The organism is Streptomyces violaceoruber, from assembly GCF_033406955.1.
Classification (GTDB): domain Bacteria; phylum Actinomycetota; class Actinomycetes; order Streptomycetales; family Streptomycetaceae; genus Streptomyces; species Streptomyces violaceoruber.
Map to the genome: position 1 here is coordinate 1,629,255 of NZ_CP137734.1, position 15,764 is coordinate 1,645,018.

Genomic DNA, 15,764 nt, shown 5'->3' on the forward strand with positions numbered 1-15,764 from the left:
TGGCGGGCGAGCATGCACCTGACAACGTTGTCCCGCACCCCGGGGCGGACATTTACCGGTTAACCGATAGGGACCGTAGGGACACCTGGCAAGCCTGTCAATCCGTCATGCAGGGGCAGTTGACGCAGGTGAACGACCTGGATACGCGGGCTTCACACTCTGGTCAGCGCGTTTAGCGGTTTAGCAAAAAGAAGGGGCGCGACATGATGCCGCGCCCCTCCCGGTGGCCGTTCCGCCGCTACGAACGCGGCGACGCCGTCGACGCCCGCGGCACCAGTGACGGAGTCGCCACCGGCCGGGACGTCACGTCCTTGCCCGCCAGCACGTCGAACAGCACCCGCGTCACCTGCGCGCCGAAGCCGTGCACGTCGTGACTCATCGCCGACAGCGTCGGATGGGTCAGCCGGCACAACTGGGAGTCGTCCCAGGCGAGCAGCGACAGGTCGTCCGGCACGGAGACGCCCATCTCGGCGGCGACGCCGAGTCCGGCGACGGCCATGATGTCGTTGTCGTAGAGGATCGCCGTGGGCCGCTCGGCGGACAGCAGCAGGGAGCGGGTGGCGCGCGCGCCGTCCTCGCCCGAGAAGCCCGTCTCGACGTGCGGCCCGCGGTCGAGCCCGAGTTCGCTCAGGGTCCGTTCGAACGCCGTCGTCCGGATCGCGCTGTGCCCGAGCCCCCGGGGACCGCCCACGTGCGCGATGCGCCGGTGTCCCAGCACCGCCAGGTAGCGCACCGCCTCCGCGACGGCGGCGGCGTCGTCCGTCCACACCGACGGGAACCCGCCGGTGAGGGACGGGTGGCCGACCGCCACGGCGGGCAGGCCGATCCGCCCGAGCGGGCCGATCCGGGGATCCTCCTGGTGGAAGTCGACCAGGATCGAGCCCCCCACCTGCCGCTCCCGCCACCAGCGTTCCTGGAGCCCGATCTCCTCTTCCAGGGAGCCGACCAGGCGCAGCAGCAGCGAGCAGTCGCGTTCGGCCAGCACGCTCTCGATGCCCGAGACGAACTCCATGTAGAACGGCTCGAGGCCCAGCAGCCGCGCGGGGCGGCAGATCGCCAGCCCCACGGTGTCGACGGACTGGCGCGACAGGCTGCGGGCCGAGGAGTTCGGGGCCCAGCCCAGCTGCCGGGCCACCGCGAAGATCCGTTCGCGGGTGGCGTCGGAGACGCCCGGCTTGTCGTTGAAGGCCAGGGACACGGCGCCCTTGGACACACCGGCGGCCGCGGCGACGTCCTTGATGGTCACGCGGACGGACGGTGTACTCACGCCGGTTCCACGCAGAACAGAGCCGCCCGTACGGCGTTGGCCCCGGTCTCGGCCGCGCCCGTGACCCGCAGGCGCAGCCGCTCGCCGGGGAGCAGGGTGCGCAGTCCGGTGTCGCAGACCGCGTCCGGCCCGAGTCGGTCGGCCTGGAGGAGGAGGTCGCGTACGAGGGTGTGTGCGGTTACCACGACCTCGACATTACCGGTACCGGATCCCACCGGGGACTCCACGGCCACGTCGTAGTGCGGTACCGGGTAGGCGAAGTCCCGGTCCGTCACGCAGAAGTGCACGCTGCGCAGATCCTCGCTGTCGGCGACGAGGAACTCCTTGGCCGACCGAGGGGCGGGGGCCAGTTCCTGCGGCACGGTCCGCCGGTGCACCGAACGGGCGGGCACGGTCACGTCGATCGCGCGCCCGGCCGCCTCGGTGCCGTCCGCGCGCAGGCGGCGCAGGGTCACGCGGGCCTGCCAGGGTTCGGCGGACTGGTTGACGACGGCGAGCACGGGCGGGCCCCCGTGGCCGTCACCCGGCTGCACCGTGAGGAGCCGGTCCGCGTAGACCCGGCGCAGCTCGTGGTAGAGCGGCTTGAGCCGGCCGTCGCCGTCGATGGCCGACCAGGAGCTGACCGGCCAGCAGTCGTTGATCTGCCAGACGACGGTGCCCGCGCAGACCGGCCAGTGTGAGCGCCAGTGCTCGATCCCGGTGGCGATCGCGCGGGCCTGCACGACCTGGGTGAGGTAGTGCCAGCGGTCGAAGTCGCCCTCGGGCAGTGCGAAGTGGCGTTCCACACCGCGGTTGAGCTTGCCGTTGCCGTCCTCGGCCTTCTGGTGGTGCAGCATGCCGGGCGAGTCGGGCGCCAGCCGTTCGCCGGGCAGCGCGCGCCGCAGGGTCGCCATCGCGGGCGGCGCCTGCCAGCCGAACTCCGACACGAACCGGGGCACCGAGTCGCGGTACTCGGCGTAGTCGCGGCGGTTCCAGACCTCCCAGGAGTGGTACGTGCCGTGGGCCGGGTCGTTGGGGTGGTGGTCCCAGGAGCCGGACCAGGGGCTGCCCGCGGTGTAGGGGCGGGTGGGGTCGAGTTCGGCGACGATCCGCGGGAGCAGGTCCAGGTAGTAGCCGCCGCCCCAGGAGTCGCCGCGCAGCTCGGGCTCCCAGTCCCAGTCGCGGAAGCCCCAGAGGTTCTCGTTGTTGCCGTTCCACAGGACGAGTGAAGGGTGCGGCATGAGCCGGACAACGTTGTCGCGGGCCTCGGCCTCGACCTCACCGCGCAGCGGCTGCTCCTCCGGGTAGGCGGCGCAGGCGAAGAGGAAGTCCTGCCAGACCATGAGGCCCAGTTCGTCGCAGGCGTCGTAGAAGGCGTCGTCCTCGTAGATGCCGCCGCCCCAAATCCGTACCAGGTCCACGCCCGCGTCGGCCGTCTGACGCAGCCGGGTGCGGTAGCGCTCCGGGGTGATCCTGGACGGGAAGACGTCGTCGGGGATCCAGTTCACGCCGCGTGCGAAGACGCGTTCGCCGTTGACGACGAGGGTGAATCCGGTGCCGTGCGAGTCCGCCGAGCGGTCCACTTCCACGGTCCGGAAGCCGATCCGCCGGTGCCAGGTGTCGAGGGAGCGCTCTTCGCCACCGGGACCGGCGGCTTCTTCGACGAGCGCGAGTTCCAGGTCGTACAGGGGCTGGTCGCCGTAGCCGCGGGGCCACCACAGGTCGGCGTCGGGCACCTGAAGGGTCAGCACCGCGTGCGTCCCCTCCACCGCGCCGCGCGCCTCGGCGAGGCCGTTTCCGACGGTGGCGCGCACGGCGAGCGGGCGGGTCGTCCCCTGCGCCGTCCGCTCGACCTCCACCCGCAGCTCGACGCGGCCGGTGCCGCCGTGGACCGTCACCAGCGGGCGTACGCCGGCCAGCCGGGCCGTCGACCACCGCTCCAGCCGGACCGGACGCCAGATGCCGGCGGTCACCAGGGTCGGGCCCCAGTCCCAGCCGAAGCCGCACGCCATCTTGCGGATGTACTGGAAGGGCTCCGGGTAGACGTTGGGACGCTCCCCGGTCAGTGCCCGCACCGAGGCCGCCTCGTCGTACGCGGAGGCGAAGTCCACCTCCAGCAGCCCGTGGCGCCCGGTGACGTCGAAGCGGTGGCGCCGGTGCATGTTCCGGGTGCGGCCCAGTTCCCGTCCGTCCAGGGTGATGGTCGCGGCGGTGTCCAGGCCGTCGAAGACCAGGTCCGTCCGCTCGTGCTCGGGCGCGGCGGTGGCGGTATCGGTGCAGGTGGCCGGCAGGTCGCGGACGTAGGTCCAGGCCCGCTGTCCGACCCAGGCCACGTCGGACTCGTTGACGCCGAGGAAGGGGTCCGGGATCAGGCCGGCCGTGAGCAGATCGGTGTGGACGCAGCCGGGGACCTGGGCGGGCAGCAGGTCATCACTGTGGCGGAGGCTCCAGCCCTCGGCGAGCGGGACGACTTCCTTCATGTACGGCTCCTTCGGCGGGACGGACTCGGTGTCGTGGGCAACGCGCCTCAACCTAACGCCAGGGAAGTGAACCGGTCTAGTCCTGACTACCTGACGAGAGCACCGATACCCACCCCTCCGAAACACGGTTCGGCCAAGTCCCCTGCACCACCAGAGGTAACGATTGGATATCGCGAGAGATGCACGAGCTTTACCGGTTAACGAGCGGCTGACATAGTCGCCGTCACCACACCGGAGCCCGAGCCGTGATCCTTGGAAAGGAGCTGGGCACATGGGGAAGAGGACGCTGAGCGTCGCACTGCTCGCCACCACGATGCTGACCGTCGCGGGGTGCGGCGCAGGAGGCGGCGCGGACGCCGGCGAGACCGCCGCCGCGCCGGTCAACCCGGACGGCGTCTCGGGGGACATCACCGTGCTGACCAATCGCACCGACCTGGTCGAGGACGGGACGATGAAGAAGTACGCCGCCGAGTTCAACAAGACCTACCCCGACGTGAAGGTCGAGTTCGAGGGCCTCACCGACTACGAGGGGGAGGTGAAGATCCGGATGAACACGGAGGACTACGGCGACGTCCTGCTGATCCCGTCGGCGGTCGCCAAGGGCGACTACCCGAAGTTCTTCGCCCCGCTCGGCGAGACCTCGTCGATGGAGCCGAAGTACCGCTTCACCGACAAGACGGACGTCGGCGGCAGGACCTACGGCATCGCCACCTTCGGAACCGCCAACGGCCTCGTCTACAACAAGGCACTGTGGAAGAAGGCCGGGATCACCGACTGGCCGACGACGACCGGCCAGTTCCTCGACGACCTCGAGGCCGTCAAGGAGAAGACCGGGGCGACCCCGTACTACACCAACTTCAAGGACGGCTGGCCGCTGGAGAGTCCCTGGACCAACGGCGTCGGCTCGATCAGCTGCGACAGCCAGGCCTCCGACAAGCTGGCCGCCATGGACGAACCCTGGACCGAGGGCAACGACCTCAACACCCTCGACACGCTGCTCTACGACATCGTCCACGAGAAGCTCTCGGAGAAGGACCCGGCCACCACCAACTGGGAGAGTTCCAAGACCCTCCTGGCCAAGGGCCGGGTGGGGAGCATGATGCTCGGCTCCTGGGCGGTCGACCAGATGCGGGACGCGGCCGAGGCGGCCGGGCAGAACCCGGACGACATCGGCTTCATGCCGGTGCCGTCCCAGAAGAACGGCACGTTCTGCGCCACCCTGGTCTCCGACTACCAGCAGGCGGTCAACATCCACTCCGACCACAAGGAGGCCGCCCGGGCGTGGATCGACTGGTTCACCGAGAAGTCCGGGTACGCGGCCGAGGAGGGCGCCGTCTCCGCCCTGAAGTCCGAGGGGATGCCGGAGACACTCCAGGACTACGTTGACAACGATGTCAAGATGATTGAGCGTTCCGAGGCGAAGACGGCCGACGTCAACGCCATCGACAACGCCTCCGAGATCGGGCTCAACAAGCCGGACTACCGCAAGAAGCTCATCGACATCGCCCGCGGCGTCACGGACGGGTCCCTGGAGGGCTACTTCGACGACCTGAACAAGCGCTGGTCAGCGGCCAGGCAGACGGTCGGTTCCTGACCCCGGCGCCCTCGGCGGACGACGAAAGGCCCTGGCTCCGCAATGACCCGAACCGCTTCCACCGCTTCGCCACCCGCCCCGGCCGCCGGGCCGGGGCGGACCGGGAAACGACCCTCCCGGCATCGCGCACGGGCCGGCTCCCCGTGGCGCGGCCGGCCGCTGCGCAAGCTCACCCCGTGGCTGTTCCTGCTGGCACCGCTGGCCCTGCTGATCACGTTCACGTACGTGCCGGTGGGCAACATGATCTACTACAGCTTCACCGACTGGGACGGTGTCAGCCCCGACCGCGACTACGTCGGCGCGGAGAACTACACCGAGATCTTCACCCGCCCCGAGCTGCTCCGGGTGTTCGCGGTGAGCTTCTACTACCTGGCGGCGTCCGTCGTGCAGATCGTCATCGCCCTGTACTTCGCCGCCGTCCTCAGCTTCGACCTGCGCTTCAGGAACCTGTTCAAGGGCATCCTGTTCTTCCCGTACCTGATCAACGGCGTCGCGATCGGCTTCGTCTTCCTGTACTTCTTCCAGGACGGCGGCACCCTCGACTCGGTCCTTTCCTGGTTCGGCGCCGGCACCGACCACGCCTGGCTGGGCAGTCCCGAGTCGGCCAACACCTCCATGGCCGGGGTGTCCGTGTGGCGGTTCACCGGCCTGAACTTCGTGCTGTTCCTCGGCGCGATCCAGTCGATCCCCGGCGAGCTGTACGAGGCCGCCCAACTGGACGGCGCCGGCCGGTGGAAGCAGTTCCGGCACATCATCGCGCCGAGCATCCGGCCGGTGCTGAGCCTGAGCGTCATCCTGGCGATCTCCGGCTCGCTCTCCGTCTTCGAGATCCCGTACATCATGACCGGCGGCGCGACGGAGACCTCGACGTTCGTCATCCAGACGGTGAAGTACGCCTTCCAGTTCAACAAGACCGGCCTGGCCTCGGCCTGTGCGGTGGTGCTGCTGGCGATCATCCTGCTGATCACCTGGATCCAGCGCCGCCTCGTGCCCGACGAGAAGGTGGACCTCGTATGACCCTCACGGCCCCCGTCCGCCCGCAGGAACGGCCGCGCAGCCGTCCGCGCGGCCGTCCGCGCATCAGCACCGCCCTGACGTACCTGTCGCTGGTCGTCGCGTCCGCCGTGGTGCTGCTGCCGCTTCTCGTGGTCTTCCTGACCTCGCTGAAGTCCTACGGGGAGGTCTCCGACGGCCAGGGCGCCCTGGCCCCGCCCGACGACTGGCTCAACTTCTCCAACTACGCCACCGCCTTCAGCGACGGCCACCTTCTGCAAGCCTTCGGCAACACCGCTTTCATCCTGCTGTTCTCCATCACCGGCACCGTGATCATCGGCTCGATGACCGCGTACGCCATCGACCGCTTCGACTTCCGCCTCAAGAAGCTCGTCATGGCGCTGTTCCTGATCGCCACGCTGGTGCCGGCGGTGACGACCCAGGTCGCCACCTTCCAGGTCGTCAACGGCTTCGGGCTGTTCAACACCCGCTGGGCGCCGATCCTGCTGTACATGGGCACCGACATCGTGGCCATCTACATCTTCCTGCAATTCATCCGCGGCATACCCCGGTCCCTCGACGAGGCGGCGCGACTCGACGGCGCGAACTCCTTCACCATCTACCGGAAGATCATCTTTCCGCTGCTGAAGCCGGCCGTCGCGACCGTGGTCATCATCAAGGGCATCACGACGTACAACGACTTCTACATCCCGTTCCTCTACATGCCGGACGAGGATCTCGGGACCATGTCGACCGCCCTCTTCCGGTTCAAGGGGCCCTTCGGGGCGCACTGGGAGAACATCTCCGCCGGGGCCGTCCTCGTCATCGTGCCGACGCTGGTGATCTTCCTGTTCCTCCAGCGCTACATCTACAACGGCTTCGCCCAGGGGGCCACGAAGTAGCCGACGGTCACAGCCCCGCGAGGAGATCCGCCAGCGGGGCCGGTGGCCGTCCGCCGTCGAGGGCTTCCACCAGGAGGCTGCCGTAGCGGATCTTGCGGCCCTTCTTCGTGCTGAGGAAGCGGCGCAGCTGCTGTTCCCGGGGGCGGCCGTGCTGGGCGGGCTGGGCCAGGAAGGTCTGCCAGGGGCGGAGTTCGTCCTCGGACCGTATGACCTCCTCGACTCGCGCCGGGCCCAGCGCCCGGATCATCTCGTCCTCCAGGTCGGCGACGCAGACGTGGAAGTCGCGCGCGGCGCCCGCCCGCTGCCAGCCGCGGACGTAGAAGGGCTCCTCCCGGGCGTCGCAGAGGCCGGTCAGGCGCAGTCCGAGGCCGGGCGGGCCGAGCAGGCCGGCGTAGCGGCCGACGCTCATCGCGCCGCCCATGGACACCACGGCCACGCCCTCGGCGGTCAGGTCGCGGTCCTCGCGGGCGGCCAGGGCCTGGACGGCGGCGAGGTCGCTGGGGCCCTCCAGCAGCACCGCCGTCCGCAGTCCGAGGCCTGCCGCCAGCTCCGCCGCCGTGTCCCCGGCGCCGCCCGCCGCCCAGCGGGCGATCTCGTCCCGGAACGCGTCCATGTCCGCCATGCGGTGAGTGTGCACCACCGGGGAGCGGTACGGCACGGGATTATCGGGCGCGTGGAGGGTCGCCGCTCAGACCCCGCGCAGCGGGTTGGCCAGGGGGCGGTAGCGGGCGTCGGCGCCGTCCGCGCCGGTCCAGCGCAGCAGCAGGTTGGTCTTGGCGGGGAGGGCGGGGGCGGTGAGCAGCGCGGGGATCTCGGGGAGGTCGTGGCGGGCCAGTTCACGGCGGACGGCGGGCCAGGGGTCGAGGCCGGGGTGGTGTTCGGCGAGGGCGGCGGCGATCTCGTACAGGTGGTTGACGACCAGGCAGTAGACCAGGCGCTCCCAGCCGGCCGCCCGGGGGGTGTCCGGCAGCAGTTTGACGCCCTCCGCGTCCCGGAACAGGGCCTGCACCGGCATGCCGGTCGCGTCCACGGCGACCAGGGTGTTCTGCAGGTGCCCCTCCAGGACGACGCCGTCGTCGGCGAAGGCGGTCAGGACGGGCGGCACGACGGCGGCGAGATACGCCTCCCACCAGGCCGCCGGGTCCGCGGTGGCGGTCAGCGGGCTGCCGGGGAAGCCCTCCACGAGGGCGGCGGCCAGGAGCGGGGTCGCGCCGGGCAGGAGGTGGTCGCGCAGGCCGTCGCGGACGACGACGGCCAGTTCCTCGAAGGCGAAGTCCGCGGTGCGGTGGCCGCGGTCGGCGAGCCAGGCGGCGGGGGGTCCGACGGAGGCGAAGGCCTCGGTGACCGCGGTGTCGGTGCGGCGCAGTCGCATCAGGTCGTGGCGCCACAGGCGGCGGATGTCGTTGGTGACGCGCACGTCGAGGCTGAACTTCAGGAAGAGGTCCCGTCCGGGCAGGTACTCGGGCGCGTACACCGTGCGGATCGCGGCCGTCGGCCAGGCGAAGAAGCCGGTCGTGCCCACCCGGACGAGCCGGCCGTCGGCGAAGGCGGGGGCGAGGGCCGGTGCCGTCAGCTCCAGCTGCCAGGGGTGGGCGGGCAGCAGCCGGTAGCCGGGCGGGGCCTTGCCGAGGGCGTCCAGGGCGGCGGTGTCGCCCTCGTCGACGACGGTGTCCTCGCGCACGGCGAGCAGCGCCAGCGGGAAGCGGGCGTGTGCCTCGGGCGCGTACGGCAGCCACCCGGCGTGCGGGCCGCCGCCGCGTGCCTTGGGGGCGGGATGGTGGGTGTGGCCGGTGAGCAGGGCCTGCTCGGAGCGGAGGTACGGGTCGGCGGGCGGGGTGGCACGCGCGCGTGCCGTCAGCAGGGCGGCCATCGCGTCGCGGCTGTCGGTCATCTCGGTGGGCAGTTCGTGGTTGGGCACACCGGTGTGCCGGCGCAGGGCCTCGGCGACGAGCTTCACCAGTTCGGCGTGGTCGACCCGGTGCCACCCGCCCTGCGTGCGGACCTCCGGTTCGGCGGGCCGCCGTCCCGGGCGCACCCGCAGCAGTCTGCCGCCGGGCAGCCGGTACACGGGGCGGGCGCCGGGGCCCGGCAGCGGTTCGGCCACCTCGCGCAGCAGGCAGTTCAGCAGCGGTACGGCCGCGTGGGCGTCGGCGCGGCGCGCCACGTCGTCCTGGGCGGCGGCGCCGTCCGGGAGGGGGGCGTCGGCGCCGGTGGGCGGGGGCAGGAGATCCACGCGTTCCACTCGTTCCCTACGGTCGGTCCATGGCGGAGAGGACGGAGACGATCAGTATGTCTCTCGTCATGACAGTCGTCGGTCCTCCGCCGTGACGTCGTACTCGTACTCGTACCCGTACTCCGACCCGTACCCGAGGAGCCTGCCCGTGCATCGTCCCCCCAGTGCGGCGGCCGAGGTCGCCGAGGAGCTGGCGGCCGTCCGTCCCGCTCTGGCCGCCCGGTTCGCGGCCGAGCGGCCAGGGGCCCGCGCGGCCGTGCTGTCACGACTGTGGCGTGCCCTCGCCTTCGAACCGCTGCCGTGGATCGAGGGCCGGGAGCGGTCCGGCGACGGGCTCGTCCTGCGCCTGCGGGACGGCCGCCGGCTGAGCGGTCCGAGCGCCGACCCGTACCGCACGGACGCGTATGTCCCGGTGGTACGGCTGGACGAGGTCGCGTACGACGACCCGGAGCGGCTGCTGACCGACCTGGCCGTACCGCACTCGGCCTCCTTCGCCGCCGAACTCGGGCACAGTGCGGCGTCCTTGGCGCTGTCGCGTGCGGCACAGCCCCGGGCGGCCCGGGAGGGGGCGCCCGGGAATCACCCGGACGAGTGGCCGGACAGCGGCTGGGGCTGGGAGCGGCGGGTGGTCGACGGGCACCCGTACCACCCCGGTTGCCGTGCGCGGCCCGGCTTCTCGGTGGCGGAGCAGCTCGCCTACGGGCCCGAGCACGGGCCGGTGGTGGAGCTGGGGCTCGTGCCGGTCCCGGCGGCGGAGTGCCTGGTGACGGGGGTGTGGCCCGGGGAGCTGCGGGACGGGGCGCGGGTGCTGGTCCCGGTGCATCCGTGGCAGGCCGCGCACGTGCTCAAGCAGTCGTACGCGACCGGGCCCGCCGCGCATCCGCTGATGTCCCTGCGGACCCTCGCCGTGCCCGGCTCGGTGCACGTCAAGACCGCGCTGAGTGCCCGGCTGACGTCCTCGGTGCGGGACATCTCGGTCGCCTCGATCGCCGCGTCGGCCGATCTGTCGTCGTTCGGGGAGCGGTTGGCGGCGCGTCTGGACGGCCTGCTCCACGTGACCCGCACGCTGGGCGCGGCCACCGCCCACTCCCCCGACCTGGCCGCCGTACTGCGCGAAGCGCCCGAGGTGTACGCCTCGGGCGGCGAGCACGTCGTTCCGGTGGCCGCGCTGGCGACCACCGGACTGCCGCGTTCCGCCGCGTGGCTCGCCGCCTTCGCCCGTCTGGCGCTCACCGTCGGGCTGCGCGCGCTGGAGCTGGGCGTGGCCCTGGAGGCGCACGGCCAGAACCTCCTGGTCGTGCTGTCCGCGGCGGGCGACCCGCTGCGCCTGGTCTACCGCGACCTGGCCGACATCCGCGTCTCCCCGGCCCGCCTGGCCCGGCACGGCATCGCGGCCCACGGCCTGCCCGCCCGGGTACGGACCGACGAACCGCTCGCACTGCGCCGGAAGTTGTTCGGCTCGCTGGTGGGAGGCGCGCTGGCGGCCACGGCCGGTTCGGGTCCGGCCCTGCGGGCGGCCCTGGCAGCGGCGGTGCCCGAACTGCCCCGCACCGAGGACGTCGTGGCCCTGTGCGAGGAGCCGCTGCCGGTCAAGGCGCTGACGGTGATGCGGACTTCGCCGGGGATCGCGGGCGATCTGTGGACGGAGCTGCCCAATCCACTGCGGTGGAGGTGAAGCCGGGGCCTCGGCGCGGTCTCGTTTTGGAGCGCGGCACCACTGATCAATAGGATCCGCCGATGATCACAAGAACACGGCTGGCGGCGGGTGCCTGTGCCCTGCTCGCCGCGCTGGCGGCCGGGATGGCGTTCCCGGCCGGGGCGAGCGCCGGTGAACCCACGGGTGAGGACGCGCCGAAGGTCGACCTCGTGCTCGACGTCAGCGGTTCGATGCGGACGCGGGACATCGACGGCGGTACGCGCATGGCGGCGGCGAAGCAGGCGTTCAACGAGGTGCTCGACGCGACGCCGGAAGAGGTGCGGCTGGGCATCCGGACGCTCGGTGCGGACTATCCGGGCGACGACCGCAAGACCGGCTGCAAGGACACCGCGCAGCTCTACCCGGTCGGCCCGCTGGACCGCACCGAGGCGAAGACGGCGGTGGCGACCCTGTCGCCGACCGGCTGGACGCCGATCGGGCCCGCGCTGCTGAAGGCGGCCGACGACCTCGACGGCGGCGACGGCTCCAAGCGGATCGTGCTGATCAGCGACGGCGAGGACACCTGCGCCCCGCTGGACCCGTGCGAGGTGGCCCGCGAGATCGCCGCCAAGGGCATCGGGCTGACCATCGACACGCTGGGACTGGTCCCGAACACCAAGATGCGGCAGCAGCTCAGCTGCATCGCCGAGGCGACCGGCGGCACGTACACCTCGGTCGAGCACACCGACGAACTGACCGACAAGGTGAACCAGTTGGTGGACCGGGCGGCCGACCCGGTGGTGACGCCGGTGGCCACCGAGGGCGCGGACGCGTGCGCGAAGGCGCCGACGCTGAAGTCGGGGCTGTACACCGACCGCGAGGAGTTCGGGCAGCAGCGCTGGTACCGGGTGGACGTGGAGCCCGGCCAGGAACTGCGCGCCTCCGTGAGCGTGGGCGCCGACCGCGCCGTGAACCCGTCCTACGGGGTGCTGCTGCGCGCGGTGACCGTGCACGGCCGGGAGATCGTGCGCGGTGAGGCGGCGGGCAACGGCCGCACCGACGTGCTCTCGACGGGGCTGCGCTACCCGAAGGCAAAGAGCGACGAGGACGACGCCCCGGCCGAGGCCGTGTGCCTCCAGGTGACCAACTCCTTCTCCGTGGCCAACGGCGTGAAGACCACGCCGGGTCTGCCGCTGGAGCTGACCGTCGACGTCGTGGACGGCCCGGGCGACTCCGACGACGTGGCCGCCTTCGGCCTCGGGCGCGGCTGGTGGCTGCTCGGCCTGCTGGTGCTGGTCGGCTTCGTCGCCGGTCTGCTGTGGGGCTGGCTCTCGCGCTGGCGGTTCGCGATCTGGAGGACCAACTGATGCGATTCACCCGAGCGTTGAGCGCGGCCGTAGTGCTGCTCGGCCTGGCCGCGGCTCCCGCGGCGGCCGACTCCTCGCCCTCCGCGAGCCCTTCGGGGGACGGTGACGCGCCGACCACGGCGGGCACGTCCTTCCGTACGGCGACCGAGTTCGAGCAGGGGCAGGCGGCCACGGCGAGCGGGGCCGCGGGCGACTACCTGTACTGGTCGTTCCCGGCCGACGCCGGGCAGCGGCCCACCGTCAAGGCCACGGTGAAGCTGCCCGAGACGCACGCCGCCCAGACCTGGCGGGTCGACGTGTACGACGGCCTGCGCCGCCGCCAGGCCTGCCAGTGGGGCGCGCAGGCCCGCACCGCGGACGCGGGCACCTCCTCCGTCGAGCTGGCCTGCGTCCTGCGCACCGTGCGCGCCTGGACCGAGCCGTGGGCCAACGACCCTCTCCCGGGCACCTATTACGTCCGGCTCACGGCGGTGAACGTGCCCACCTCCGACCTCGGTGTACCGGTCTCCGCCGAGGTGCGGGCGGACTCCAAGGACATCGGCGGGGCCGCGGCGGTGGACGGTTCGCTGGCCGAGCCGCTGGTGCCGGGCATCGCGGTGACGTCGGGCACCGGCAGCGCTTCCGAGGACGACGAGGACGACCGCGGCGCCGTGCTGTCCGCGATCGAGCCGGAGGACGGCTGGTCGTCGGGCTGGTGGTCGGACCGCTGGGTGTGGAGCGGGATCGGGGCCGTCCTGGCCGCCCTCGCCGGCATCGGCGGTTACGCGCTGACCCGTGGTTCGGGACGTCCGACCCGGGTGCCGCCGGGCGCCTGACGCGTCCTCAGGAGGCCCGCTCCGGCGGGCCTCCTGTCGTTGTCCCCTCCTGTTCACCCCTCCCGCAGCGCCTTGGCCACCGTGCCGTCGCCGGTCACCTGGACCCGGCCGTCCCGCACCGCCTCCCGCAGACCCGTCTCACCGCGGCCGAGGGCCGCGCACGTCACGGCGTCCAGCACGAGCCGGGCGTCGGGCTCGCCCGGTGCGGGCCCCTCGCCGTACACGGGACCGTCCTCCCCCTCGGCGCGGGCGTCGGCGTACAGATGGAAGTCCCCCTCCTCCAGCCGGACTTCGACCAGCCCCTCCCCCGCCCCGGCCTCCCGCAGGGCCCGCAGCAGGGGCAGGGCGAACCAGTGCGCGCGTACGGCGTCGGTCGGCCGCCGCTCCCCCAAGTCGCCCGCCCCCCATGCGCCGAGCGCCTCCAGGACGGGCAGCAGGCCGCGTCCCCGTGCGGTGAGTTCGTAGACGTACGCCGCACCCGGCGGGGGCAGCCGGCGCCTGGTCGTCAGCCCCTCGCGCTCCATGTCCCTGAGCCGCGAGGCGAGTACGTCCGTGCTGACGCCGGGCAGGTCGGCGTGCAGGTCGGTGTAGCGCCGCGGCCCGGCGAGCAGCTCCCGGACGATCAGCAGGGTCCAGCGGTCGCCGACGGCGTCGAGCGCGCGGGCGGCGGAACAGTACTGGTCGTAGCTACGGCGAGGTGACATGCGACGCAGTGTAGACAAGTTGTTGGACTTTCCAAGCGACTACTTGGTAAAACCAAGCAACACCAGATTCCGGAGGGGAAGCCGCGCATGGAGTTCCGGCAGTCGAACAAGCTCAGCGAGGTCTGTTACGAGATCCGCGGCCCGGTCATCGAGCACGCCAACGCGCTGGAGGAGGCGGGGCACAGCGTGCTGCGCCTGAACACCGGCAACCCCGCGCTCTTCGGGTTCGAGGCGCCCGAGGAGATCGTCCAGGACATGATCCGCATGCTGCCGCGGGCGCACGGCTACACGGACTCGCGCGGCATCCTCTCCGCCCGCCGGGCCGTCGCCCAGCGCTACCAGGCGCTCGGCCTGGAGGTGGACGTGGACGACGTCTTCCTGGGCAACGGCGTCTCGGAGCTGATCTCCATGGCCGTGCAGGCCCTCCTTGAGGACGGCGACGAGGTCCTGATCCCCGCCCCCGACTTCCCCCTCTGGACGGCGGTGACCACCCTCGCGGGCGGCAAGGCGGTGCACTACCTCTGCGACGAGCAGGCCGAGTGGTACCCCGACCTGGCCGACATGGAGGCGAAGATCACCGACCGCACCAAGGCGGTCGTCATCATCAACCCCAACAACCCCACCGGCGCCGTCTACCCCAAGGAGATCGTCGAGGGCATCCTCGACCTCGCCCGCCGGCACGGCCTGATGGTCCTCGCCGACGAGATCTACGACCAGATCCTGTACGACGACGCCGTGCACCACTCGGCCGCGTCCCTCGCCCCCGACCTGGTGGTGCTGACCTTCTGCGGCCTGTCCAAGACGTACCGGGTGGCGGGTTTCCGCTCCGGCTGGCTGGTGGTGACGGGGCCGAAGCAGCACGCGAAGGACTACCTGGAGGGCCTGACCATGCTGGCCTCCATGCGCCTGTGCGCCAACGCGCCCGCCCAGTACGCCATCCAGGCCGCGCTCGGCGGCCGCCAGTCCATCCGCGAGCTGACGGCCCCCGGCGGACGGCTGCACGAGCAGCGGGACGTCGCCTGGGAGAAGCTCAACGAGATCCCCGGCATCTCCTGCGTCAAGCCCAAGGGCGCGCTGTACGCCTTCCCGCGCATCGACCCGGCCGTCCACAAGATCCACGACGACGAGCGCTTCGTCCTGGACCTGCTGCTGCGGGAGAAGATCCAGGTGGTGCAGGGGACGGGCTTCAACTGGCCCTCCCCCGACCACTTCCGCATCCTGACCCTGCCGCACGCGGAGGACCTGGAGGCCGCGATCGGGCGCATCGGGCGCTTCCTGAGCGGCTACCGGCAGTAGCGGCCGGACCTCAGTCCTTCCGGGTGAAGCGGACGCCCAGGTCGCAGGGGGTCTCCGGGTCCGACGTGGCGCACAGGGTGTCTCCGTCGTCGACGACCGTCAGCGTGAGCCGGCAGGGCTGGTCGGACTGCTCGGCGAAGGACAGGCCGATCTCCGATCCCGACCGGGCCCGCGGCGAGGTCATGTACAGGCCGTCGCCGTCGTCGGCGAAGAAGGCCCAGTCGCCGCCGGTGTCCCCACCGGGGCAGCCGGTGCCGGCAAGCTTGCCCGAGTCGAGCCCGGACGCGGTGAAGGTGCGGTCGGCGGACAGGGTGAGGGCCGTGCCGCCGCCGGCCTGCCAGGCGCCGGTGACGCGGTCGGCGGGGACCGTCGCGGCCCGAGCGCCGGTGTCGTCGCACGCCGTGGCCGCCAACAGGGTGATCAGCACGGCGGCCGTCCAGCGGACGGCGGGTGCGAAGGGTGTCTTGAGCACGGAGGAATCCTAGAAGGGTGCAGGAT

13 protein-coding genes are annotated in these 15,764 nt (G+C 71.8%); 7 read left to right on the forward strand and 6 right to left on the reverse strand.

Annotated elements, in window-relative coordinates:
* Window positions 1-238: 238 nt before the first annotated feature.
* Both R2E43_RS07175 and R2E43_RS07180 read right to left on the reverse strand, forming a co-directional pair.
* Complete coding sequence (locus R2E43_RS07175) at window positions 239-1,267, reverse strand: LacI family DNA-binding transcriptional regulator (RefSeq protein WP_003972694.1); 1,029 nt, start codon at window positions 1,265-1,267, stop codon at window positions 239-241.
* Window positions 1,264-3,726 carry a glycoside hydrolase family 2 protein gene (locus R2E43_RS07180; protein WP_319215647.1) on the reverse strand — a complete coding sequence of 821 codons (2,463 nt, stop codon included), beginning with the start codon at window positions 3,724-3,726 and terminating at the stop codon, window positions 1,264-1,266. The genes R2E43_RS07175 and R2E43_RS07180 overlap by 4 nt, the downstream gene beginning before the upstream one ends.
* A 271-nt stretch (window positions 3,727-3,997) precedes the next feature.
* Here R2E43_RS07180 and R2E43_RS07185 point away from each other — a divergent pair, with 271 nt between their 5' ends.
* The 3 genes from R2E43_RS07185 to R2E43_RS07195 are packed head-to-tail and all read left to right on the forward strand — an operon-like array spanning window position 3,998 to window position 7,215.
* A complete protein-coding gene (locus R2E43_RS07185; RefSeq protein ID WP_003972696.1) occupies window positions 3,998-5,320 on the forward strand; it encodes an ABC transporter substrate-binding protein in 1,323 nt (440 codons plus the stop codon).
* A gap of 42 nt (window positions 5,321-5,362) precedes the next feature.
* Window positions 5,363-6,337, forward strand: coding sequence for a carbohydrate ABC transporter permease (locus tag R2E43_RS07190; protein ID WP_011030753.1), 975 nt, complete (start codon window positions 5,363-5,365; stop codon window positions 6,335-6,337).
* The gene (locus tag R2E43_RS07195; RefSeq protein WP_319126958.1) at window positions 6,334-7,215 is read left to right on the forward strand and encodes a carbohydrate ABC transporter permease; all 882 of its coding nucleotides are present in this window, start codon (window positions 6,334-6,336) and stop codon (window positions 7,213-7,215) included. The genes R2E43_RS07190 and R2E43_RS07195 overlap by 4 nt, the downstream gene beginning before the upstream one ends.
* Before the next feature lie 7 nt (window positions 7,216-7,222).
* On the opposite strand, the gene R2E43_RS07200 is transcribed toward R2E43_RS07195, so the two are convergent.
* Window positions 7,223-7,837 carry a TOPRIM nucleotidyl transferase/hydrolase domain-containing protein gene (locus R2E43_RS07200; RefSeq protein ID WP_210984296.1) on the reverse strand — a complete coding sequence of 205 codons (615 nt, stop codon included), beginning with the start codon at window positions 7,835-7,837 and terminating at the stop codon, window positions 7,223-7,225.
* A 66-nt stretch (window positions 7,838-7,903) separates the two neighbouring features.
* Window positions 7,904-9,457 carry an IucA/IucC family protein gene (locus R2E43_RS07205; protein ID WP_319126959.1) on the reverse strand — a complete coding sequence of 518 codons (1,554 nt, stop codon included), beginning with the start codon at window positions 9,455-9,457 and terminating at the stop codon, window positions 7,904-7,906.
* A gap of 139 nt (window positions 9,458-9,596) precedes the next feature.
* Between R2E43_RS07205 and R2E43_RS07210 the strand changes: the two genes are divergently transcribed.
* From R2E43_RS07210 to R2E43_RS07220, 3 genes are all read left to right on the forward strand, one after another.
* The gene (locus tag R2E43_RS07210; protein WP_319230116.1) at window positions 9,597-11,123 is read left to right on the forward strand and encodes an IucA/IucC family protein; all 1,527 of its coding nucleotides are present in this window, start codon (window positions 9,597-9,599) and stop codon (window positions 11,121-11,123) included.
* A 62-nt stretch (window positions 11,124-11,185) separates the two neighbouring features.
* Window positions 11,186-12,451, forward strand: coding sequence for a vWA domain-containing protein (locus R2E43_RS07215; RefSeq protein WP_332056034.1), 1,266 nt, complete (start codon window positions 11,186-11,188; stop codon window positions 12,449-12,451).
* Window positions 12,451-13,266, forward strand: a complete 816-nt coding sequence (locus R2E43_RS07220; protein ID WP_003972703.1) for a hypothetical protein — start codon at window positions 12,451-12,453, stop codon at window positions 13,264-13,266. The genes R2E43_RS07215 and R2E43_RS07220 overlap by 1 nt, the downstream gene beginning before the upstream one ends.
* 53 nt (window positions 13,267-13,319) lie before the next feature.
* Here the strand turns inward: R2E43_RS07220 and R2E43_RS07225 are convergent, their stop codons facing one another.
* Window positions 13,320-13,970: a winged helix-turn-helix transcriptional regulator gene (locus R2E43_RS07225; protein ID WP_332056035.1), complete on the reverse strand. Its 651-nt coding sequence runs from the start codon at window positions 13,968-13,970 to the stop codon at window positions 13,320-13,322.
* 87 nt (window positions 13,971-14,057) lie between these two features.
* On the opposite strand from R2E43_RS07225, the gene R2E43_RS07230 reads away from it, so the two are divergent.
* The gene (locus R2E43_RS07230; RefSeq protein WP_093457275.1) at window positions 14,058-15,266 is read left to right on the forward strand and encodes a pyridoxal phosphate-dependent aminotransferase; all 1,209 of its coding nucleotides are present in this window, start codon (window positions 14,058-14,060) and stop codon (window positions 15,264-15,266) included.
* A gap of 10 nt (window positions 15,267-15,276) precedes the next feature.
* Here R2E43_RS07230 and R2E43_RS07235 read toward each other — a convergent pair whose 3' ends face one another.
* Window positions 15,277-15,738, reverse strand: coding sequence for a hypothetical protein (locus R2E43_RS07235; protein ID WP_332056036.1), 462 nt, complete (start codon window positions 15,736-15,738; stop codon window positions 15,277-15,279).
* Window positions 15,739-15,764 lie beyond the last annotated feature (26 nt).